Origin of the sequence: Ancylobacter koreensis (genome assembly GCF_023016525.1) — a bacterium.
Lineage (GTDB): Bacteria > Pseudomonadota > Alphaproteobacteria > Rhizobiales > Xanthobacteraceae > Ancylobacter > Ancylobacter koreensis.
Genome location: NZ_JALKCG010000006.1, coordinates 117,080 through 136,041 on the forward strand (window position 1 = coordinate 117,080; position 18,962 = coordinate 136,041).

General features: G+C 68.6%; 20 protein-coding genes. 9 read left to right on the plus strand and 11 right to left on the minus strand.

Features of this window, described 5'->3' with window-relative positions; genetic code table 11:
- Positions 1–24 precede the first annotated feature (24 nt).
- The 4 genes from MWN33_RS14555 (at position 25) to MWN33_RS14570 (ending at position 5,752) form a co-directional block, all read left to right on the plus strand.
- Positions 25–522, plus strand: coding sequence for a cupin domain-containing protein (locus MWN33_RS14555; protein ID WP_247201761.1), 498 nt, complete (start codon positions 25–27; stop codon positions 520–522).
- Between the two features lie 191 nt (positions 523–713).
- Positions 714–4,049: a carbamoyl-phosphate synthase large subunit gene (gene carB, locus MWN33_RS14560; protein ID WP_247201762.1), complete on the plus strand. Its 3,336-nt coding sequence runs from the start codon at positions 714–716 to the stop codon at positions 4,047–4,049.
- A 133-nt stretch (positions 4,050–4,182) separates the two neighbouring features.
- Positions 4,183–4,656: a transcription elongation factor GreA gene (greA, locus tag MWN33_RS14565; RefSeq protein ID WP_247201763.1), complete on the plus strand. Its 474-nt coding sequence runs from the start codon at positions 4,183–4,185 to the stop codon at positions 4,654–4,656.
- Positions 4,657–4,675: 19 nt separating this feature from the next.
- A complete protein-coding gene (locus MWN33_RS14570) occupies positions 4,676–5,752 on the plus strand; it encodes a glycosyltransferase family 4 protein (RefSeq protein ID WP_247201764.1) in 1,077 nt (358 codons plus the stop codon).
- Here MWN33_RS14570 and MWN33_RS14575 read toward each other — a convergent pair.
- Genes MWN33_RS14575 through MWN33_RS14590 form a run of 4 tightly spaced genes read right to left on the minus strand, consistent with a single transcriptional unit; the run spans position 5,749 to position 8,799 of the window.
- Positions 5,749–6,792, minus strand: coding sequence for an ELM1/GtrOC1 family putative glycosyltransferase (locus MWN33_RS14575; RefSeq protein ID WP_247201765.1), 1,044 nt, complete (start codon positions 6,790–6,792; stop codon positions 5,749–5,751). The two genes, MWN33_RS14570 and MWN33_RS14575, sit on opposite strands and share 4 nt — an antisense overlap.
- On the minus strand, positions 6,789–7,427 hold the full coding sequence (locus tag MWN33_RS14580) for a class I SAM-dependent methyltransferase (RefSeq protein WP_247201766.1): 639 nt from the start codon (positions 7,425–7,427) through the stop codon (positions 6,789–6,791). Before MWN33_RS14580 ends, MWN33_RS14575 begins: the two co-directional genes overlap by 4 nt.
- A gap of 2 nt (positions 7,428–7,429) precedes the next feature.
- Positions 7,430–8,326 (minus strand): glycosyltransferase family 8 protein, encoded by an 897-nt coding sequence (locus tag MWN33_RS14585; RefSeq protein ID WP_247201767.1) that lies wholly within the window; start codon positions 8,324–8,326, stop codon positions 7,430–7,432.
- The gene (locus MWN33_RS14590; protein WP_247201768.1) at positions 8,323–8,799 is read right to left on the minus strand and encodes an Lrp/AsnC family transcriptional regulator; all 477 of its coding nucleotides are present in this window, start codon (positions 8,797–8,799) and stop codon (positions 8,323–8,325) included. The genes MWN33_RS14585 and MWN33_RS14590 overlap by 4 nt, the downstream gene beginning before the upstream one ends.
- A gap of 296 nt (positions 8,800–9,095) precedes the next feature.
- Here MWN33_RS14590 and trxB point away from each other — a divergent pair, with 296 nt between their 5' ends.
- Positions 9,096–10,079: a thioredoxin-disulfide reductase gene (trxB, locus tag MWN33_RS14595; RefSeq protein WP_247201769.1), complete on the plus strand. Its 984-nt coding sequence runs from the start codon at positions 9,096–9,098 to the stop codon at positions 10,077–10,079.
- 50 nt (positions 10,080–10,129) lie between these two features.
- Positions 10,130–11,023 carry a LysR family transcriptional regulator gene (locus tag MWN33_RS14600; RefSeq protein ID WP_247201885.1) on the plus strand — a complete coding sequence of 298 codons (894 nt, stop codon included), beginning with the start codon at positions 10,130–10,132 and terminating at the stop codon, positions 11,021–11,023.
- Between the two features lie 3 nt (positions 11,024–11,026).
- Here MWN33_RS14600 and MWN33_RS14605 read toward each other — a convergent pair whose 3' ends face one another.
- The 4 genes from MWN33_RS14605 to MWN33_RS14620 form a co-directional block, all read right to left on the minus strand.
- Positions 11,027–11,551, minus strand: a complete 525-nt coding sequence (locus MWN33_RS14605) for a DUF2380 domain-containing protein (RefSeq protein ID WP_247201770.1) — start codon at positions 11,549–11,551, stop codon at positions 11,027–11,029.
- Positions 11,552–11,923: 372 nt separating this feature from the next.
- Positions 11,924–12,916: a protein-methionine-sulfoxide reductase catalytic subunit MsrP gene (gene msrP, locus MWN33_RS14610; protein ID WP_247201771.1), complete on the minus strand. Its 993-nt coding sequence runs from the start codon at positions 12,914–12,916 to the stop codon at positions 11,924–11,926.
- 183 nt (positions 12,917–13,099) lie between these two features.
- Entirely contained in the window at positions 13,100–13,591 is a 492-nt protein-coding gene (locus tag MWN33_RS14615) for a DUF992 domain-containing protein (RefSeq protein WP_247201772.1), read from the minus strand.
- Positions 13,592–13,700: 109 nt separating this feature from the next.
- On the minus strand, positions 13,701–14,903 hold the full coding sequence (locus MWN33_RS14620) for a pyridoxal phosphate-dependent aminotransferase (RefSeq protein WP_247201773.1): 1,203 nt from the start codon (positions 14,901–14,903) through the stop codon (positions 13,701–13,703).
- A gap of 147 nt (positions 14,904–15,050) precedes the next feature.
- On the opposite strand from MWN33_RS14620, the gene MWN33_RS14625 reads away from it, so the two are divergent.
- The 3 genes from MWN33_RS14625 to MWN33_RS14635 all read left to right on the plus strand — a co-directional run bounded on the left by MWN33_RS14625 (position 15,051) and on the right by MWN33_RS14635 (position 17,442).
- Positions 15,051–15,692: a glutathione S-transferase family protein gene (locus MWN33_RS14625; protein ID WP_247201774.1), complete on the plus strand. Its 642-nt coding sequence runs from the start codon at positions 15,051–15,053 to the stop codon at positions 15,690–15,692.
- 131 nt (positions 15,693–15,823) lie between these two features.
- Positions 15,824–16,168: a hypothetical protein gene (locus MWN33_RS14630; protein WP_247201775.1), complete on the plus strand. Its 345-nt coding sequence runs from the start codon at positions 15,824–15,826 to the stop codon at positions 16,166–16,168.
- A 170-nt stretch (positions 16,169–16,338) separates the two neighbouring features.
- Entirely contained in the window at positions 16,339–17,442 is a 1,104-nt protein-coding gene (locus MWN33_RS14635; protein ID WP_247201886.1) for a PQQ-dependent sugar dehydrogenase, read from the plus strand.
- A 4-nt stretch (positions 17,443–17,446) separates the two neighbouring features.
- Here MWN33_RS14635 and MWN33_RS14640 read toward each other — a convergent pair whose 3' ends face one another.
- The 3 genes from MWN33_RS14640 to MWN33_RS14650 form a co-directional block, all read right to left on the minus strand.
- Positions 17,447–17,800, minus strand: coding sequence for a DMT family protein (locus tag MWN33_RS14640; protein WP_247201776.1), 354 nt, complete (start codon positions 17,798–17,800; stop codon positions 17,447–17,449).
- A gap of 37 nt (positions 17,801–17,837) precedes the next feature.
- Entirely contained in the window at positions 17,838–18,104 is a 267-nt protein-coding gene (locus tag MWN33_RS14645; RefSeq protein WP_247201777.1) for a SemiSWEET family sugar transporter, read from the minus strand.
- 101 nt (positions 18,105–18,205) lie between these two features.
- The gene (locus MWN33_RS14650; protein ID WP_247201778.1) at positions 18,206–18,889 is read right to left on the minus strand and encodes a Fe2+-dependent dioxygenase; all 684 of its coding nucleotides are present in this window, start codon (positions 18,887–18,889) and stop codon (positions 18,206–18,208) included.
- Positions 18,890–18,962 lie beyond the last annotated feature (73 nt).

The window sequence follows — 18,962 nt, forward strand, 5'->3', positions numbered from 1 at the left end:
GCAGGGAGCCTAAAGGAGGAGCCGATGCCCGAACCGCAGACCCGCCTGTTCCCGCCCTCGCACGGGGTGCCCAACAACCCGTCCCTGCCGGTGCTGATCTACAAGGGCGCGCTGCCCGCTGACGCAGGGGCGATGGAAGCCCATATCGGCGCCAATGGCTGGGACTGCCGATGGCGCGACGGCATCTTCGACTTCCATCACTTCCACTCCACCGCCCATGAGGCGCTCGCCATCGCGCGCGGCCATGCCCGCGTGCGGCTCGGCGGGGAGGATGGTGCGGAAGTCGCGCTCCATGCCGGCGACGTGCTGGTACTGCCGGCCGGCACCGGGCACATGTGCCTTGAGGCGAGCGACGATTTCCTCGTCGTCGGCGCCTATCCCCCGGGACAGGATTACGAGATCGAGAAGCCCGACGAGGCGCTCACCGACAGGCGGCTCGCGACCATCGCGCGGGTGCCGCTGCCGTCGGCCGATCCGGTGGGCGGAAGGAGCGGCGCGCTGGTCCGGCTTTGGAAGGCGTAGCGGGCGACGCGTGATGCGGCGGCGTTCGCGCCGCGCGCCCTTCCCCCCCGAAGGAATCTGGTTTATGGGAAGCCCCCAATTGCGGGGGCTGCCCTCGCCCAGAAAGTTCAATCCGGGTCCGCCCAAGGACGCGTTGCACAGCGCGTCCTTTTTCGTGCGCCCGGACAAATGCGCGAGCCGCACGGGATCCGATGCCGAAACGCACAGATATTTCCACCATCCTGATCATCGGCGCCGGCCCCATCGTCATCGGCCAGGCCTGCGAGTTCGATTACTCCGGCACGCAGGCGTGCAAGACGTTGAAGGCCGAGGGCTACCGGGTCGTCCTCGTCAATTCCAATCCGGCGACGATCATGACGGACCCGGATCTGGCCGACGCCACCTATATCGAGCCGATCACCCCTGAGATCGTCGCCAAGATCATCGCCAAGGAGCGCCACGCCGTTCCCGGCGGCTTCGCGCTGCTGCCCACCATGGGCGGCCAGACGGCGCTGAACTGCGCGCTCTCGCTGCGCAAGATGGGCGTGCTCGACGAATATGACGTCGAGATGATCGGCGCCACCGCCGAAGCTATCGACAAGGCCGAGGACCGCGAGCTGTTCCGCGACGCGATGACCAAGATCGGCCTCGACACGCCGCGCTCGCGCCAGATCAAGAACCTGCCGCAGGCGCTGGAGGCGTTGGAGGAGATCGGCCTGCCGGCCATCATCCGCCCGTCCTTCACCATGGGCGGCCAGGGCGGCGGCATCGCCTACAACAAGTCCGAATATATCGAGATCATCGAGCGCGGCATCGACGCCTCCCCCACCAACGAGGTGCTGGTGGAAGAGAGCGTGCTGGGCTGGAAAGAGTATGAGATGGAGGTCGTCCGCGACAAGGCGGACAACTGCATCATCGTCTGCTCCATCGAGAACATCGACCCGATGGGCGTTCACACCGGCGATTCCATCACCGTCGCCCCCGCGCTGACGCTGACCGACAAGGAATATCAGCGCATGCGCGACGCCTCCCTCGCCGTGCTGCGCGAGATTGGCGTCGAGACTGGCGGCTCCAATGTGCAGTTCGCCATCGACCCGGAAACGGGCCGGATGATCGTCATCGAGATGAACCCGCGCGTCTCGCGCTCCTCGGCGCTGGCCTCCAAGGCGACGGGCTTCCCCATTGCCAAGGTCGCCGCGCGCCTCGCGGTCGGCTACACGCTGGACGAGATCGCCAACGACATCACCGGCGGGGCGACGCCGGCCTCCTTCGAGCCGACCATCGACTACGTCGTCACCAAGATCCCGCGCTTCGCCTTCGAGAAGTTCCCCGGCGCCGACCCGGTGCTGACCACCTCGATGAAGTCGGTCGGCGAGGCGATGGCCATCGGCCGCACCTTCCAGGAATCGCTGCAGAAGGCGCTGCGCTCGCTGGAGACCGGGCTCACCGGGCTCGACGAGATCGAGATCGAGGGTCTGGGCCTCGGCGACGACAAGAACGCCATCCGCGCCGCCATCGGCACGCCGACGCCGGACCGCCTGCTAAAGGTGGCGCAGGCCATGCGCCTCGGCCTCGACGACGAGGCGATCCACGCCGGCTGCAAGATCGACCCGTGGTTCCTCGAACAGATCCGCGAGATCGTCGAGACCGAGGCCAAGGTGCGCGCGCACGGCCTGCCGAAGACCGCCGGCGCGTTCCGCAGGCTCAAGGCCATGGGCTTCTCCGATTCGCGCCTCGCGGGCCTCGCTCGGCTGCATGAGGCCGAGGTCAGCGCCCAGCGCCGCGCGCTCGACGTGCGCCCGGTCTACAAGCGCATCGACACCTGCGCCGCCGAGTTCGCCGCGCCGACCGCCTACATGTACTCCTCCTACGAGATGCCCTTCGCCGGCGTGCTCGCCGATGAGTCGCGCCCCTCGAACGCCAAGAAGGTCGCCATCCTCGGCGGCGGGCCGAACCGCATCGGCCAGGGCATCGAATTCGACTATTGCTGCTGCCATGCGGCCTTCGCGCTGAAGGATGCCGGGTACGAGACCATCATGGTCAACTGCAACCCGGAGACGGTCTCGACCGACTACGACACCTCGGACCGGCTCTATTTCGAGCCGCTGACCGCCGAGGACGTCATCGAGATCCTCGACCGCGAGCGCTCCAACGGCACGCTGCACGGCGTCATCGTGCAGTTCGGCGGACAGACCCCGCTCAAGCTCGCCCGCGCGCTGGAAGAGGCCGACATCCCGATCCTGGGCACCTCGCCCGAGGCCATCGACCTCGCCGAGGACCGCGACCGCTTCAAGACGCTGCTCGACAAGCTCAAGCTGCGCCAGCCGGCCAACGGCATCGCCTATTCGGTCGAGCAGGCCCGCCTCGTCACGGCGGACCTCGGCTACCCCCTCGTCGTGCGCCCCTCCTATGTGCTGGGCGGGCGGGCGATGCAGATCATCCACGAGGAAAGCCAGCTCGGCGACTACCTGCTGGGCACCCTGCCCAGCCTGGTGCCGAACGACATCAAGGCGCGCTATCCCAACGACAAGACCGGGCAGATCAACACGCTGCTGGGCAAGAACCCGCTGCTGTTCGACCGCTACCTCTCCGACGCCATCGAGGTGGACGTCGACTGCCTCGCCGACGGCCGCGACACCTTCGTCTGCGGCATCATGGAGCACATCGAGGAAGCGGGCATCCATTCCGGCGATTCGGCCTGCTCGCTGCCGCCCTACTCGCTGTCGCCGGAGACGATCGCCGAGTTGGAGGCGCAGACCCGCAAGATGGCACTGGCGCTCGGCGTCGGCGGTCTGATGAACGTCCAGTACGCCATCAAGGACGGCAAGATCTTCGTGCTGGAGGTCAATCCGCGCGCCTCGCGTACCGTGCCCTTCGTCGCCAAGGTGGTGGGCCAGCCCTTCGCCAAGATCGCTGCCCGCGTCATGGCCGGCGAGGCGCTGGCCTCCTTCGGCCTCACGCCCTTCGCCGGCGATCACGTCGCTGTGAAGGAGGCGGTGTTCCCCTTCGCCCGCTTCCCCGGCGTCGACACCGTGCTCGGCCCGGAGATGCGCTCCACCGGCGAGGTGATGGGCCTCGACACGTCCTTCGCGGTCGCCTTTGCCAAGAGCCAGCTCGGTGGCGGCACCAAGGTGCCGACCTCCGGCACGGTGTTCATCTCGGTGCGCGACGAGGACAAGGCCCGCATCCTCGACACGGCGCGGCTGCTGGTTTCGCTCGGCTTCAAGGTGATCGCCACGTCCGGCACCCAGCGCTTCCTCGCCGAGAACGGTGTGGAGAGCGCCAAGATCAACAAGGTGCTGGAAGGGCGCCCGCACATCGTCGACCAGATCAAGAACGGCGGCGTGCAGCTCGTCTTCAACACCACCGAGGGGGCGCAGGCGCTGGCCGATTCCCGTTCGCTGCGCCGGGCGGCCCTCTTGCACAAAGTGCCGTATTACACCACGCTGTCGGGAGCCATAGCGGCGGCGCGCGGGATCAAGGCCTATATCGGCGGTGATCTGGAAGTGCGCGCCCTGCAGGACTATTTCGGCTCCGGCCGGCACTGACGGCGCCTGACGGCGCAGGCAGTCCGCCGCGAACACTGAATAAGCCCCGCGCGGGAGGTTCATCGAGGCCGCTTCGGCCCGGCTGGACCCTCGCGGGGGCTTCGTTTGCTTTTGGGAGGTCAAGAAAAGACCGATGGAAAAGATTCCGATGACCGCCGGCGGCCATGCCGCCCTGGAAGAAGAGCTCAAGCGGCGCCAGCAGGTCGAGCGCCCGCGCATCATCGAGGCGATTTCCGAGGCGCGGGCGCATGGCGATCTCTCCGAGAACGCCGAGTACCACGCCGCCAAGGAGCAGCAGGCCCTGAACGAGGGCCGCATCGCCGAGCTGGAAGACAAGCTCTCGCGGTCGGAGATCATCGACGTCGCCAAGCTCACCGGCGATGTCGTGAAGTTCGGCGCCACCGTGACCCTCATCGACGAGGACACGGAGGAAGAGCGCGTGTGGCAGATCGTCGGCGACATGGAAGCCGATGCCAAGGAAGGCCGCATCTCGATCTCCTCGCCGCTGGCGCGGGCGCTGATCGGCAAGCAGCGCGGCGCCTCGGTGGAAGTGGTCACGCCCAAGGGCGCCCGCTCCTACGAGATCGCCAAGGTGCGCTTCGCCTGAGCGGAAGAAGACGCTCCCCATGACACGGAAGGCGGCGATGGAACCGGCCCGGCTCGAAGTCGTGGCGCCGAATTTCAAGCGCCGCCTCTCCGGCGTCACCTCGACGCTGGAGCGCGTGCTGCCCTACCAGGCCCGCGAGGTCGGCATCGCCGCGCTCGGGCCGGGGCTCGCCGCCAGCGTGCCGCGCATCGGCTTTCTCGATCTGCGCCATTTCTGGAGCCGGCCGGCGCGCCGGCGCACCCGCATCTGGCACGCGCGGCGCAATGTCGAGATGCTGGGCGGCCTCGTGCTGCGCGACGTGCTGCGCATGAAGCTGACGCTGGTCTTCACCTCCGCCTCGCAGCGCTGGCACACGCGCTGGAGCCGCTTCCTCATCTCGCGCATGGACGCGGTGATCGCGACCTCCGAGAAGACCGCCTCCTACATGCAGCGCCCCTCGACGGTGATCCATCACGGCATCGATGTCGACGCCTTCGCACCGCCGCCCGACAAGGCGCAGGCACGCCGCGAGGTCGGCCTGCCGGAGGAGCTGAAGATGGTCGGTTGCTTCGGCCGCATCCGGGCGCAGAAGGGCACGGACGTCTTCGTCGACGCGCTGATCCGTATCCTGCCCGACCATCCCGGCTGGGGCGGCGTGGTGCTGGGGCGGGCGACCGGCGCCCACACCGCCTTCTTTGCCGAGCAGCGCGAGAAGGTGGCGAAGGCGGGCCTCGCCGACCGCATCCTGTTCCCCGGCGAGGTTCCCACCTCGGATATTGCGCGCTGGTATCGCGCCCTCGACCTCTATGTCGCGCCGCAGCGCTGGGAGGGTTTCGGCGTCACCCCGCTGGAGGCGATGGCCTGCGGCGTCCCCGTGGTGGCGACCACGGTCGGCGCCTTCGAGGAGCTGGTGGTGGAAGGGCGCACCGGCACCATGGTGCCGCCGGGCGACGTCGGCGAGATGGCGGGCGCCGTGCAGGCCTTCATGCAGCTTGACGACGCCGCGCGCGCGGAGGCGTCCACCGCCTCGCGCCGCCACGTCGTCGAGACCCATTCCATCGAGGTCGAGGCGCAGAAGATCAACGCCGTCTACGCGGCCGCCTGGGCGGCGTCCTAGCCCTTCGGCGCGCGGCCGATCACCGGCGCGACGAGGGCGGCAATCTCGCCGCGCACGTCCAGCGTCGGCGGCTCCAGCCGCGTAAGGGTCGCGGCGAACTGGTCCGCCGTCACCGTGCCGAGCGGCAGGATGGCGAGGCTGGGCGCGAAGGACGGCGCGGCCCAGCTTTTCGCCACCCACGCGGAAATCGCCTCGCTGGCATAGCCGTCATGCACCTTAGCCGAGCGCAGGCCGATGACCGGCCGGCCGGCGGTGAGCCCCTCGACCAGCATGCTCATCGAATCTTCCGTCACCGCGATGGCGTCGGCACCGAACAGCGCGCGCACGGAGCCGGGGCCGGCCGTGCGGTAGTCGACGAATTCCGCCAGCACGCCCTCGCCCGCGAGAGCGGCGAAGCGCGCGCTCACCTCGTCCGGCGTGCGCCGCGAGGTGGTGGCGCGCCAGCGGACCCCGTGATCGCGCGCGAGGTCCCGCACCACGGCAATCAGCGCGTCCCATTCGTTCTGCGGCCACTCCTTGCGATAGGCGGTGCCGCCGATGAGGAGCGCGATTTCCGCCCCGCGCAGCGTGTCGGGAGTGGCGAGCCGGCGCGGGGCGGCGTAGTCGGCGCGGTCGACGACGGAAGGGATGGGTGCCCAGGCCGAGCGCGGATTGCCCGCCGCGCGCGGCGAGGCGACGATCATCAGGCTGACCTCGCTTGTGTCGTAGCCGCCGATGCCGCCGGAATAGACGAAGGGCACGCCGCCGAAGGCGCGGCTGACGAGGATGCCGGCCGCCACGGTCGGGCGGCCGGAGCCGACGATGACGTCGGGCTTTTCAAGGCTGTCGGCGTCGATGGCGTACATCGCCTTCAGCCAGTAGCGCGCGTCGCGGCCCCAGCGGCGCATGATGAATTTGCGCACGTCGTCATGGGCAAACCATGTCGGGCGCACGTCGAGCCGCGTCACCTCGGTAGCCGCCAGCCGACCAATCGCCAGCGCGACGCCTTCGGCCTGATTGAAATGCCCCGGCTTCTTGTCGCGCAGGACGAGCAGCTTCACCGGGAAGCTCCGCGCGGCTTCGTCCCGAACAGCTTGCGGTGCGCCGAGCGGGCGAGCTTCTGCGTGCGGTAGATCACCCGCTCGCGGGCGCGCACGCCCAGGCCGGCAAGGCCCCTCACCTCGCCGTCCCAGGTCTTGAAGGCGACACGGGCGCGGCGGTGGATCGGCATCTCGCGAATGGCCGGGAAATGCGGCTTCAGCCGCGCCAGCCACCAGTCGGCGCCGTGCTGCGACACATGGGCGTTGCGCCCGTCCGACAGCAGCAGCTTGGCCGGGCCGGTGTCGATGACGAACAGCGCCTCACGCGCGCTCGCGGCGATGGAGGCGAGCACCGCGTCGATCTCCTCGTCCGGAATGTGCTCCATCACGTCGACATTCACCGCCAGTTCCACCCGCCGGCCCGGCAGGGTGGAAATCTCGGGGATCGCCGGGTCGTAGCGGTGGACGTCCGGTATGCCGGCCTTGGCGGCGATGAGGTAGGCCAGATTGCTCTGGCCGCAGCCGAAATCGATCAGCGAGGCGGGCTTCAGCGCCAGGATGTGCGGCAGCATGTCGGCCAGCGCGTGGCGCGCCGTGGCGCCGTAGCGGTGGCGCGCATGCAGCTTCGCATATTCGTCGACGAGGCTGTGTGCCATCCCTAGGCTCCGAGAATGCGCCGCTTGAGCTTGGTGAAGAACCGCCGCAGCTTGCGCCCCTTCTTCTCCACCTTGCGCCCGAACTTCGACTTCAGCGGATCGGCCGCGAAGGGGGTGCGGGCGCGATAGGCGAGGAAGAGGTCGCGCGCGGGGTGGTTGCAGTCGGTGTAGTTGGGCTTCACCTGACCGATGAAGTGGACGATGCGCGCAGCCTTCCAGATCGCGGGATCGTCGGTGTAGACGCCCTTCTCCAACCGGCGGTGCAGGTTCCAGCTCTCGTCGAGCGGCAGCCAGTGGCCCTGCAAGGCGCCGTTGAGCGCGTCCTGGTCCATCATCGGCAGGGTCGGGTGATCCTCGATGAAGGCGATGGTGCGCTCGCTGACGCGCTCCGCCCGCCAGCGCTCAAGGTCGATCAGCAGCACGCCGCTGTTGAAGTAGCGCATGTCGTCGGGAAGGCCGATGTCGCGGTTGCGCTTCGCGTGGCGCTCGGGCACCTGCCGGGCGATATCGTCCACCGCCGCCAGCGCGAAGCCTTCCATCGGCAGGGTGGCCAGCGGCGCCAGCGGGGCGTTCACCACGGTGTCGCAGTCGATATAGAGCAGCCGCCCGGTCGCCTCCGGCAGGCTCAGCGGCATGAGGATGCGCGCATAGGCGGTGCGCGAGAGATGGTGGTTCTCCGGCCGCGCGGCGAAATGGCGGGCCATCTCGTCGGTGAGGTCGATGAAGTCGATGTTCGGCAGCCCGTAGCTCGCCCGCAGCCGCGCCTTGTCCGCCTCCGACACGCCGTCGCAATAGACGTGCACGACGTCGAAATCGCCCGCCGCCCGGTCGGCCAGCGAGGCGAGCAGGATGCCGGTCAGCTCGACATAGGTAGTGTCGGTCGCGGTGGCGACGATCAAGGCACGTCCCCTTCCATCGGCACCACGGCGGCGTCCTTGCTCTGCGTGAGCGTCAGCGCCGTCTTCACGTTGCGCACATTGGGCGCGCCGGTCAGCTCCAGCACGAAATTCTGGAAGGTGCGCAGGTCCGGGGCGACGCAGAGCAGGATGAAGTCGGTCTCGCCAGAGAGCATCCAGCAGGAGCGCACCAGCGGCCAGCGCTCCACCTGCGCGGCAAAGGCCGAGAGGTCCGCCTCGGCCTGACTGACGAGATGCACCATGGCGAAGGCCATCAGGTCGAAGCCGAGCTTCTTCTCGTCGAGCAGGGCGCGGTAGCCCTTGATGATGCCCTCCTCTTCCAGCGCGCGCACGCGGCGCAGGCACGGAGGGGCGGAAATGCCGACGCGCTGGGACAGTTCGACATTGGTGATGCGGCCATCGCCCTGAAGCTCGCGCAGTATGTTCCAGTCGATCGCGTCGATACGGCGGGCCACGCGGGCGTCTCCGGTTGCGGCGGCCGGGGCACGGCACGCCTCCGGCCGCGACGATAGCGAAGCGGCCGGCGAGAAATATGACGTGAGCAATTATCTTGCGCGCCTGTCCCGCGCAATCTTCCTTCTGGAAAACTAAGGGATAGACGCGCCCGTCCTTGCGGCGGGTTCGGCGAGCCCCTACATTTTCGCATGGCTTCCGCAGCCGCGCCGTGCGACAGATGCATGGGCGCTCCGGGCAGCCGGAACGCATTCCCGTCCGGGCGAGATCCGCCTCGCCGCAACTGAGCGAGCCTTCCATGTCGCCGGCCTCTTCCGCCAGCCTGTCCCACCACGTCAAGGTGCTGATCGTCGGTTCCGGCCCCGCCGGCTACACCGCCGCGGTCTATGCCGCGCGCGCCATGCTGGAGCCGGTGCTGATCCAGGGCATCCAGCCCGGCGGCCAGCTCACCATCACCACCGACGTCGAGAACTACCCAGGCTTCGCCGACCCGATCCAGGGTCCGTGGCTGATGGAGCAGATGCAGACGCAGGCCGAGAAGATGGGCACGCGCATCGTCAACGATCTGGTGACGAAGCTCGACCTCTCCAGCCGCCCGTTCCGCGCCGAGACCGATTCCGGCACGGTGTGGATCGCCGAGACCGTCATCCTCGCCACCGGCGCGCAGGCGCGCTGGCTGGAGATCGATTCCGAGCAGGCCTTCCGGGGCCACGGCGTTTCCGCCTGCGCCACCTGCGACGGCTTCTTCTACCGGGGCAAGGAAGTGATCGTGGTCGGCGGCGGCAACACCGCCGTCGAGGAGGCGCTGTTCCTCACCAATTTCGCCTCCAAGGTCACGGTCGTGCACCGCCGCGACAGCTTCCGCGCCGAGCGCATCCTGCAGGAGCGCCTCTTCGCCCACCCCAAGGTCGAGGTGGTGTGGAATGCCGCCCTGCACGAGGTGAAGGGCGAGAAGGAGCCGCCCCACGTCACCGGCGTGGTGCTGAAGGACGTCGTGACGGGCGCCTATTCGGAGCGCAGGGCGGACGGCGTGTTCATCGCCATCGGCCACGCTCCGGCGACCGACCTCGTCGCCGGCCAGCTCAAGCTGAAGCCGAGCGGCTATGTGTGGACGGCCTCGCACTCTACGCAAACCTCGATCGAGGGCGTTTTCGCCGCCGGCGACGTCGCCGACGACACGTTCCGCCAGGCGGTGACAGCCGCCGGCTTAGGCTGCATGGCGGCGCTGGAGGCCGAGCGCTTCCTCGCCGCCCGCGAGCCGCTCGCCCACGCCGCAGAATGATGGCCAGGGGGGCCGACCGCATGGACAACAAGGCCAACCGGGCCCGCGACATGGACTGGGACAAGCTCAAGGTGTTCCACGTCGCGGCGGAAGCCGGCTCCTTCACCCATGCGGGCGAGGCGCTCGGCCTCTCGCAGTCGGCGGTGAGCCGGCAGGTCTCGGCGCTGGAGCAGGAACTCAACATCCCGCTGTTCCACCGCCATGCGCGCGGGCTGATCCTGACCGAACAGGGCGACCTGCTGTACCGCACCGCGCACGAAGTCTTCATGAAGCTGGAAGCGGCGCGCGCCAAGCTGACCGACTCGCGCGAGAAGCCGAACGGCGAGCTGCGCGTGACCACCACCATGGGGCTGGGCACCCACTGGCTGACCGCCCGCATCGGCGAGTTCCTCGAACTCTATCCCGATATCCGCATCACGCTGATCCTCACCGACGACGAGCTCGACCTCGCCATGCGCGAGGCCGACGTCGCCATCCGCCTGCGCCAGCCGGTGCAGCCGGACCTGATCCAGCGCAAGCTGTTCACCGTGCATTTCCACGCCTTCGCCTCGGCCGAGTATCTCAAGCGCAACGGCCATCCGCGCACGCTGGACGAGCTTGAGAAGCACCGCATCATCCTGCTCGGCGGCCCGATCCCGTCCTATTTCCAGGGCCTGAACTGGCTGGAGCGGGCGGGGCTGGAGGACGGGCAGGAATCGCGCGTGCCCGCCCTCTCCGTCAACAATGTGCTGGGCCTGAAGCGCGCGGTGGAGCGCGGTGTCGGCGTCGGCATCGTGCCGGACTACCTGCTGGAGGATTCGGCGACGCTGGTGCAGCTCTTCCCCGAGCGCGAGACGCCGACGCTGGAAGCCTATTTCGTCTACCCCCAGGAGATGCGCTCGGTGGCGCGCATCCAGGTCTTCCGCGACTTCCTCGTCGCCAAGGCGCAGCGCTGGAGCTTCTGAGCCTCAGCGCGGCGGCAGGGCGGCAGCGACTTCGCGCGTCACATAGGCGCCGGCATGGCGCCAGCCCTCGTCATTGTCGCCGCGAAAGCTCAGCAGCCGCTCCATCACCAGCTTGCCCGAGCCGGCCTCCAGCACCGCCACCCGCATGGACATGACCAGCGTGCTCATCTTGTGCACGCTGCCGACCAGCACATAGGCCGCACCCGCAGCGCCCGCCCGGCGGCGCAGTTCATCCACCCCTTCCGCATCGAGCCGGCAGGCGCCCGCGCAGGTGAGCGCCAGGCTGCCGAGATCCTCGCCCTCGATACCCGAGCGCAGTTCCCGCGTGAGGGCGAGCCGGCGCGTCTCGTGTTCGGCGCCCTGATCGCGGGCCTCGCCCGAGGAATCGGTGAAGCCGATATCGGCGATGGCGACCTGCACCGCGCCCTGCGCCTCGGTAGCGGAGGCCGGCAGGGCGGCGCAAAGGCACAACGCGGCGCCGCCGAGCCACGGCGCGAGGCGAAGGCCGGACATGGCATCGAGAGACATGGCGGTTCCCTCCGGCGATTCCCAACGGCGATGGCCGCTCCGAGGCGACCCTGGGGACAGGATCGCGCAACTCCGCCGTGACCGCCAGCCCCGGCCCTACGCGCCGCCGCTCAATTCGCGGGCAATGACAGCCGCACAACAGGCCGGATGCAAAAGCGCATGCCTGCCATGCAGGCATACATTATTGCAGACTGCCCTGTGTTTGATCATATGTGGGGAGACGCCGATGCGACATCGCTTCGGCTGTTCCCCTCTGGAAGGTTCGCTGCTCCGGCAGCGAAAACTTTTGCCGGGCTCCTCTGGAGTCCGGCTTTTTCTTTTCGGGGCCTTCTCAGGGGCCGCGCGCAGCGCCCCCCTCGCTTCGGCCTGCCCTCACATGAACAGCTTCTCGGCCGTCATCCCCTTGTAGAGGCCGGCCACCTGCTCACCATAGCCGTTGTAGATCAGCGTCGGGCGCCGCTCGCCGGTGCCGATGTCGCGCTCGGTCGCCTGGCTCCAGCGCGGATGCGGGACGCCCGGGTTCACATTGGCCCAGAAGCCGTATTCGCGCCCCTGCACCTGTTCCCACAGGCCGACCGGCCGCTCGGCGACGAAGGAGATGCGCACGATCGACTTCACCGACTTGAAGCCGTATTTCCACGGCACGGCGAGGCGCAGCGGGGCGCCGAACTGGTTGGGCGCCGGCTTGCCATAGATGCCGGTGACGAGGAGCGGCAGCTCGTTGGTCGCCTCCTCGATGGTCAGGCTGTCGATGTAGGGCCAGGGATAGATGAAGCGGCGCTGGCCGAGCGCCACGTCCGGCTTCACGAAGGTCTCGAAACGAACGAACTTCGCGCCCGACATGGGCTTGGCCCAGGCGACGAAATCCTTCAGCGGGAAGCCGGTCCACGGCACCGCCATCGACCACGCCTCGACGCAGCGGTGGCGGTAGAGCCGCTCCTCAAGCGGCATGGCGCGGATGAGGTCGTCGATGCCGACCTCGCGCGGGTTCTCCACCAGCCCGTCGATCTTCACCGTCCACGGCCGGCGCGGCATCCGGGCCGCGACATCGGCGATCTGGTAGTAGGAACGGTCGGAGCCGAACTCGTAGAAATTGTTGTAGTTGCCGGAAATGTCCTCCGGCGTCACCGGCCGGTCCAGCGTATAGGCATCGTTGCGCCTGGCGGGGTAGAGGTCGCGCGTGGGGTCGTTGGCCGGGTCGCCCGGCTCGGGAGCGGCTTCCGCGAAGGGCGCGAGCCCCGCCCCAAGGCCGATGCCCAGCAGCCCGACGCCGGCGCCGAGAAGGCCGCGACGGGAGAGATAGGCGGATTCGGGCGTGGCGGCGCTCTCAGGGATTTCCCAGGAACGACGGCGGCGGATCAGCATGGCGGCCTCCTCGGTGGTGCTGCCGACTCTACGCACCCCGGAGGCGGTTTATTACGGGCGGCATTTCAACTTGTCGTGCAAACCCGCAAAAAAGCCCGGCGGTTGGCCGCCGGGCTTGCATTCTTCACCGTTAGCGAGCCGACGCGGCAGCTCGCCCGCCGGTAATCCTCACTTGTGTAATCGTCACTTCGAAGTCAGGCGCAGATCGCCGACGCCGAGCGCGACGTTCACGCCGGTCTGTCCCTCGACGCTGACCGGCTGCAGGGCGATGGTCTTGTTGGAACCGCCGACCAGCACGTTGCCGCCGACGCCGACGCCCAGCGCCACCGAGCCGGACACGCCGACATAGGTGCCGTCGAGGTCGGTCTTGCGCACGCCGCGCGACGGCGCCAGCACGGTCCACAGCAGGATGTTGCGGCCGGTCACGCCGAGGTCGAGGCCCCAGCGGCGGATGCTGCCCTCATAGGAGAACTTCTTGCCGCCGACGGTGGTGAAGGTGCAGTCGAGCGTGCGCTTCGAGCCGATGATGAAGCTCACCGACTTGGAGCCCTTGCAGGCGAGCGAACCGGCCTCGACCCGCTTGGTCTGGGCGGAGGCGGGCGCAGCCGCGAGGGTCGCGGTGCCGGCGACGAGCGCGGCGGCCAGCAGCCCGCGCGACAGAACGGAACGGAACATGGAAATCTCCTGACGATGACGCGCATCCGGCTCAAGGGAACCGGCGCCCCCGCCATTGCGGCGCTTGCCGGCCGGGGCGCGCCTCCCGGCCGGTCAATACTCTTCTACCTCAGCGGAGCGAGCCGCAGAAGCGCTGGATGCGCAGGCACGCCTCTTCGAGGTCGTTGGTCGCGGTGGCGTAGGAGATGCGGAAGGCCGGGCCGAGGCCGAAGGCCGAACCGTGCACCACCGCCACGCCCTCGGCCTCCAGCAGTTCGGAGGCGAAGGTCTCGTCGGTGTCGATCACCTTGCCCGCTTCCGTCTTCTTGCCGATCAGGCCGGCGCAGGAGGGGTAGACGTAGAAGGCGCCCTCCGGCTTCGGGCAGGTGAGGCCATTGGCCTGGTTGAGCATCGACACCACGAGGTCGCGGCGTTCCTTGAACACCTTGTTGTTCGCGGCGATGAAGTCCTGCGGACCGTTCAGCGCCTCGACCGCCGCCCACTGGGCGATGGAGTTGGGATTCGAGGTGGACTGCGACTGCAGCGTGCCGATGGCCTTGATCAGCGCCTCCGGGCCGGCGGCGTAGCCGATGCGCCAGCCGGTCATGCAATAGGCCTTGGAGACGCCGTTCATGGTCAGCGTGCGGTCGTACAGCGCCGGCTCGACCTGCGCCGGGGTGACGAACTCGAAGTCGTCATAGACGAGGTGCTCGTACATATCGTCGGTGAGGATCAGCACCTGCGGGTACTTCACCAGCACGTCGGTCAGCGCCTTCATCTCCGCGCGGGTATAGGCCGCGCCCGTCGGGTTCGAGGGCGAGTTGAAGATCAGCCACTTGGTCTTCGGCGTGATCGCCGCTTCCAGCGCCTCGGGCTTCAGCTTGAAATTGTCCTCAAGCTTCGTCTCGATGGCCACCGGCGTGCCGCCGCAGAACTGCACGATGTCGGGGTAGCTCACCCAGTACGGCGCGGGGATGATCACCTCGTCGCCCGCGTCGACCGTCGCCACCAGCGCGTTGAACAGCACCTGCTTGCCGCCGGTGCCGACCGTGACCTGGCTCGGCTTGTAGTCGAGGCCGTTCTCGCGCTTGAACTTGGCGACGATGGCCGCCTTCAGCTCCGGGATGCCGTCGACTGCGGTGTAGCGGGTCTGGCCGTCGCGGATCGCCTTGATCGCGGCTTCCTTGATGTTGTCCGGCGTCTCGAAATCGGGCTCGCCGGCGGCCAGCGCGATCACGTCACGACCGGCCGCTTTCAGCTCCCGCGCCTTGTTCGAAATGGCGATCGTCTGCGAGGGATTGATGCGCTTCAGGGCGGCGGATATCAGGCTCATGGCCGAGCTCCCTTGAGGATGTTTTGCGCGCGACAACTAGTCGAGCCCTTGCGCCCCGGCAAGCGATTCCCTACGTGCGGCGCGCCCCGGCAGTGCGTTATCCTGCCGCTGCTCATCCTCGTCGCCTGCCCGAGCCGGAGACCTCGCATGCTCAAGATCTACGCCATGCAGAGCTCCGGCAACTGCTACAAGGTGCGGTTGCTGCTGTCCAAGCTCGGCGTGCCGTTCGAGCTGATCGACGTCGACCTGCTGCGTGGCGAGAACCGCACGCCCGATTTCCTGATGAAGAACCCGGAAGGGCGCGTGCCGCTGCTGGAGCTGCCCGGCGGACGCTATCTCCCGGAATCCAACGCCATCCTGTTCTATCTCGCCGAGGGCACGCACCTTTTGCCCGGCGCGCCGCTGGAGCGGGCCGAGGTGCTGCGCTGGATGTTCTTCGAGCAGCACAGCCATGAGCCGAACATCGGCGCGGCGCGCTTCTGGCTCAAGCTGGTGCGCGGCGGACGCGAACTGCGCACCCACGACATCGACCGCTGGATGGAAGAGGGCTACGCCGCGCTCGGCGTCATGGAGCGCCATCTCGCGCGCCGGCCCTTCTTCGTCGATGGCGGGCTGACCATCGCCGACATCGCCCTCTACGCCCACACCCATGCGGCGGCCGAGGGCGATTTCGATCTCGGCGGCTTTCCCTCGGTGCGGGCGTGGCTCGCGCGGGTGGCGGCTCTGCCCGGCCATGTCGGCATGGACTGGCGTCCGGAGCCGCGCAACCAATTGGTTAACATGGCTTAACGACTTGCCGCGAAATGGCCTCGAAATGGCGCCGGCTTACCCCAAGTCGCGCCGAAGCGGAGCCCCGTTCGCAGTCGAGATTACCTCTCGTTGGAGGGACTGGATGCCCACCTGACCGGAGGATGTTCACCATGCAGCAGCCGTCAGACGCTCAGACGTTTCCCCGCCAGACCCCGGCTCACCCGCTCACGGTCACGGCCCGGCACACCGCCGGCCGGCGCCTGCGCCGGGCGTTGATGGAAGCGGGCGTCGTGCTCTCCCTTACCTTCGCCATCGTCGCCGTGCTCTGCATGTTCGGCCTGCAGCGCGCCTCGGCGCTGGAGCTTGGCCCCGCCGCCGCCTCGGACGGCCGGCTGGCCGCCGGCGCCGTGCTGCTGGCCGCCTTCGTCGGGCTGTGCGGCCTGACCACCTTCATGCTGCGCCAGACCCTGCAGCCGGCCCGCGCCTCGCGGGCGCCCCGCCGCCGGCAGGGTTGACCGTCCGCCTGACCCTCCGTCACGCCCTTGTCACCCCGCGCGAGTTGGCGCGGGGGCCAAGGTGCTCTAACCATGCGCTCCGTCGCCCCGAAGCACGGAGCCCTCTCTTGCGCGCCCTCCGCCACAGAGCCTTCCGCCGCCTGCTTCCCCTCGCCGTCCTCGCGGGCCTGATGTCGTTCGCGGCCGCTCAGGAGCCCGAGCGGGTCGATTCGTCGGCCGGACCGCTGGAGATCGAGACGGTCGCCACGGGCCTTGCCAGCCCGTGGGGCCTCGCCTTCCTGCCGGACGGGCGCATGCTGGTGACGGAGCGGACGGGGCGGCTGCGCATCGTCTCGCGCTCCGGCACCGTGTCGGCGCCGGTGGCGGGCGTGCCGCCGGTCTTCGCGCGCGGACAGGGCGGGCTGCTCGACGTGGCGCTGGCGCCTGATTTCGGCGATAGCCGGCTGATCTATCTCTCCTATGCCGAGCCGCGCGAGGGCGCTTCCGGCACCAGCGTGGCCCGCGCGAAGCTGGTCGAGGAGGGCGGCGACGCCCGGCTGGAAGGGCTGGAAGTGATCTTCCGCCAGTCGCCGGCCGCCGCCGGCGGCAGCCATTATGGCTCGCGCCTCGTCTTCGCGCGCGACGGCACGCTCTTCGTCACGCTGGGCGACCGCTACGCGCTGCGCGATCAGGCGCAGCAGCTTTCCAGCCATATCGGCAAGATCGTGCGCATCGCGCCGGACGGCTCGGTGCCGCAGGACAACCCGTTCCGCTCCCGCAACGGCGCCCGGCCGGAAATCTGGAGCTACGGCCACCGCAACGTGCAGGGCGCCGCGCTCGATCCCGTCACCGGCCAGCTCTGGACCATCGAGCACGGCGCGCGCGGCGGCGACGAGCTGAACCGTCCGCAGGCCGGCAGGAATTACGGCTGGCCCGTTATCACCTATGGCCGCGACTACAGCGGCGCCGCCATCGGCGAGGGCACGGCGAAGGAGGGCATGGAACAGCCGGTGAAATACTGGGACCCGTCCTTCGCGCCCTCGGGCCTTGCCTTCTACACCGGCAGCCTCATCCCCGCCTGGAAGGACGACCTGTTCACCGGCGGGCTCTCCGGCCAGCGGCTGGTGCGGCTGCGCCTCGACGCGGCGCGCGAGCGCGTCGTCGACGAGGAGGTGCTGCTCGCCGGGCGCGGCCAGCGCATCCGCGATGTGCGGCAGGGACCGGAAGGCGCGCTGTGGCTGCTGACCGACGACCCCTCGGACGGACGGCTGCTGCGCCTCGGCCCCGCCGGTTGAAGCCCTACCACTTCTGGAAGATGAAGAACGCGCCGAGCGCGATGAAGCCGAAGCCGATCAGGTGGTTCCAGTGGAACGGCTCCTTCAGCCACAGCACCGAAAAGCCGGCAAACACCACCAGTGTGATGACCTCCTGAATGGTCTTCAGCTCCACCGTGGAATAGACCGCCGAACCGTAGCGGTTGGCCGGCACGGCGAGGCAATACTCGAAGAAGGCGATGCCCCAGCTCGCCAGGATGGCGATCAGCAGCGGCGCCGACTTGTGCTTGAGGTGGCCGTACCAGGCGAAGGTCATGAAGACGTTCGAGGCGAACAGCAGCAGGATCGGGGTCAGTGCCGGGGGAATGAGGCCGGTCATCGCGTTTCCATCGCCAGAGTGCGGGTGCCCTGCCCGTTCAGCCGTAGCGTAGCTTCAGCGACAGGATGCCGAGAAGCAGCAGAAGCGTCACGGCATTGGCCATGATGACCGGAATCGAGCCGATCAGCACGCCATAGACCAGCCATAGCGCCACCCCGGCCGCGAAGGCGAGATAGGCGACGAGCGAAAGGTCGCGCGTCTCGCGGGTGCGCAGGATCTTCAGCGCCTGCGGCAGCCAGCACAGCGTCGTCAGCAGCGCGGCGACGCCGCCGATCAGTTCGGTGGAAAGGGAAGAGCCGACCATCGCATCCGCCTCGCGCGCCCGGTGGACACGTCTCGGGCCACGTTCGGCCTTGGCGTTCTCACGCAGCCCGATTCCTGTCAATCAGGCGGCGGGCCGGCCGCTCACAGCTCCGCCCAGTGGCGCAGCAGGTTGTGATAGACATTGGCGAGCGAGAGCACCGCCGGATCGTCGTCCGGCAGCCGGGTGCGGGTGCTTATGATGGCGCGGTCGAGGTCGTACAGCATGGCCCGCCGCTCCTGATCCTTGATCATCGACTGCGACCAGAAGAACGATCCCCAGCGGCTGCCGCGGGTGATCTCGTTGACGCTGTGCAGGCTGGAGGCGGGATAGACCACGGCGTGGCCGGCCGGCAGCTTCACCTCATGCGTGCCGTAGGTGTCCTCGATGACGAGTTCGCCGCCGTCATAGTCTTCCGGCTCGGTGAGGAAGATGGTGGTCGAGACGTCGGCCCGCATGCGGATGCCGGCGCCGGGCACGGTGCGGATCGAGCCGTCGACATGAGCGCCAAACTTCATGCCGACATCGTAGCGGTTGAACATGGGCGGCAGCACGCGCAGCGGCATCACCGCCGAATTGAACACCGGGCTGCGCCCGAGCGCGCGCAGCACGAGGTCGCCCAGTTCGGCCGCCTCCTGCGAGTCCACCGGGATCTGCAGGTTGAGCTTGGATTTCGCCGCCTGCTGGCCCGCCGTCACACGCCCGTCGACCCAGGGCGAGCCCTCCAGCACGCGCCGGCAATGAGCGACTTCCTCGCGGGTGAGGATATCGGGAATCTGGATCAGCATGGCGCGGCTCCACCGTCGACAAGGGCGAACGAAAAGAGGGGGAAAGCCGGATCGCCCGGCCTTCCCCCAGATG

Excerpts from the sequence above, each read along its gene's own strand:
- greA (WP_247201763.1), top strand. The coding sequence starts at position 4,183 with ATGGAAAAGATTCCGATGACCGCCGGCGGCCATGCCGCCCTGGAAGAA.
- carB (WP_247201762.1), top strand. The coding sequence starts at position 714 with ATGCCGAAACGCACAGATATTTCCACCATCCTGATCATCGGCGCCGGC.
- MWN33_RS14635 (WP_247201886.1), top strand. The coding sequence starts at position 16,339 with ATGTCGTTCGCGGCCGCTCAGGAGCCCGAGCGGGTCGATTCGTCGGCC.
- MWN33_RS14615 (WP_247201772.1), bottom strand. The coding sequence starts at position 13,591 with ATGTTCCGTTCCGTTCTGTCGCGCGGGCTGCTGGCCGCCGCGCTCGTC.
- MWN33_RS14600 (WP_247201885.1), top strand. The coding sequence starts at position 10,130 with ATGGACTGGGACAAGCTCAAGGTGTTCCACGTCGCGGCGGAAGCCGGC.
- MWN33_RS14605 (WP_247201770.1), bottom strand. The coding sequence starts at position 11,551 with ATGTCTCTCGATGCCATGTCCGGCCTTCGCCTCGCGCCGTGGCTCGGC.
- MWN33_RS14620 (WP_247201773.1), bottom strand. The coding sequence starts at position 14,903 with ATGAGCCTGATATCCGCCGCCCTGAAGCGCATCAATCCCTCGCAGACG.
- MWN33_RS14555 (WP_247201761.1), top strand. The coding sequence starts at position 25 with ATGCCCGAACCGCAGACCCGCCTGTTCCCGCCCTCGCACGGGGTGCCC.
- MWN33_RS14630 (WP_247201775.1), top strand. The coding sequence starts at position 15,824 with ATGCAGCAGCCGTCAGACGCTCAGACGTTTCCCCGCCAGACCCCGGCT.
- msrP (WP_247201771.1), bottom strand. The coding sequence starts at position 12,916 with ATGCTGATCCGCCGCCGTCGTTCCTGGGAAATCCCTGAGAGCGCCGCC.
- MWN33_RS14650 (WP_247201778.1), bottom strand. The coding sequence starts at position 18,889 with ATGCTGATCCAGATTCCCGATATCCTCACCCGCGAGGAAGTCGCTCAT.
- trxB (WP_247201769.1), top strand. The coding sequence starts at position 9,096 with ATGTCGCCGGCCTCTTCCGCCAGCCTGTCCCACCACGTCAAGGTGCTG.
- MWN33_RS14570 (WP_247201764.1), top strand. The coding sequence starts at position 4,676 with ATGACACGGAAGGCGGCGATGGAACCGGCCCGGCTCGAAGTCGTGGCG.
- MWN33_RS14645 (WP_247201777.1), bottom strand. The coding sequence starts at position 18,104 with ATGGTCGGCTCTTCCCTTTCCACCGAACTGATCGGCGGCGTCGCCGCG.
- MWN33_RS14640 (WP_247201776.1), bottom strand. The coding sequence starts at position 17,800 with ATGACCGGCCTCATTCCCCCGGCACTGACCCCGATCCTGCTGCTGTTC.
- MWN33_RS14580 (WP_247201766.1), bottom strand. The coding sequence starts at position 7,427 with ATGGCACACAGCCTCGTCGACGAATATGCGAAGCTGCATGCGCGCCAC.
- MWN33_RS14625 (WP_247201774.1), top strand. The coding sequence starts at position 15,051 with ATGCTCAAGATCTACGCCATGCAGAGCTCCGGCAACTGCTACAAGGTG.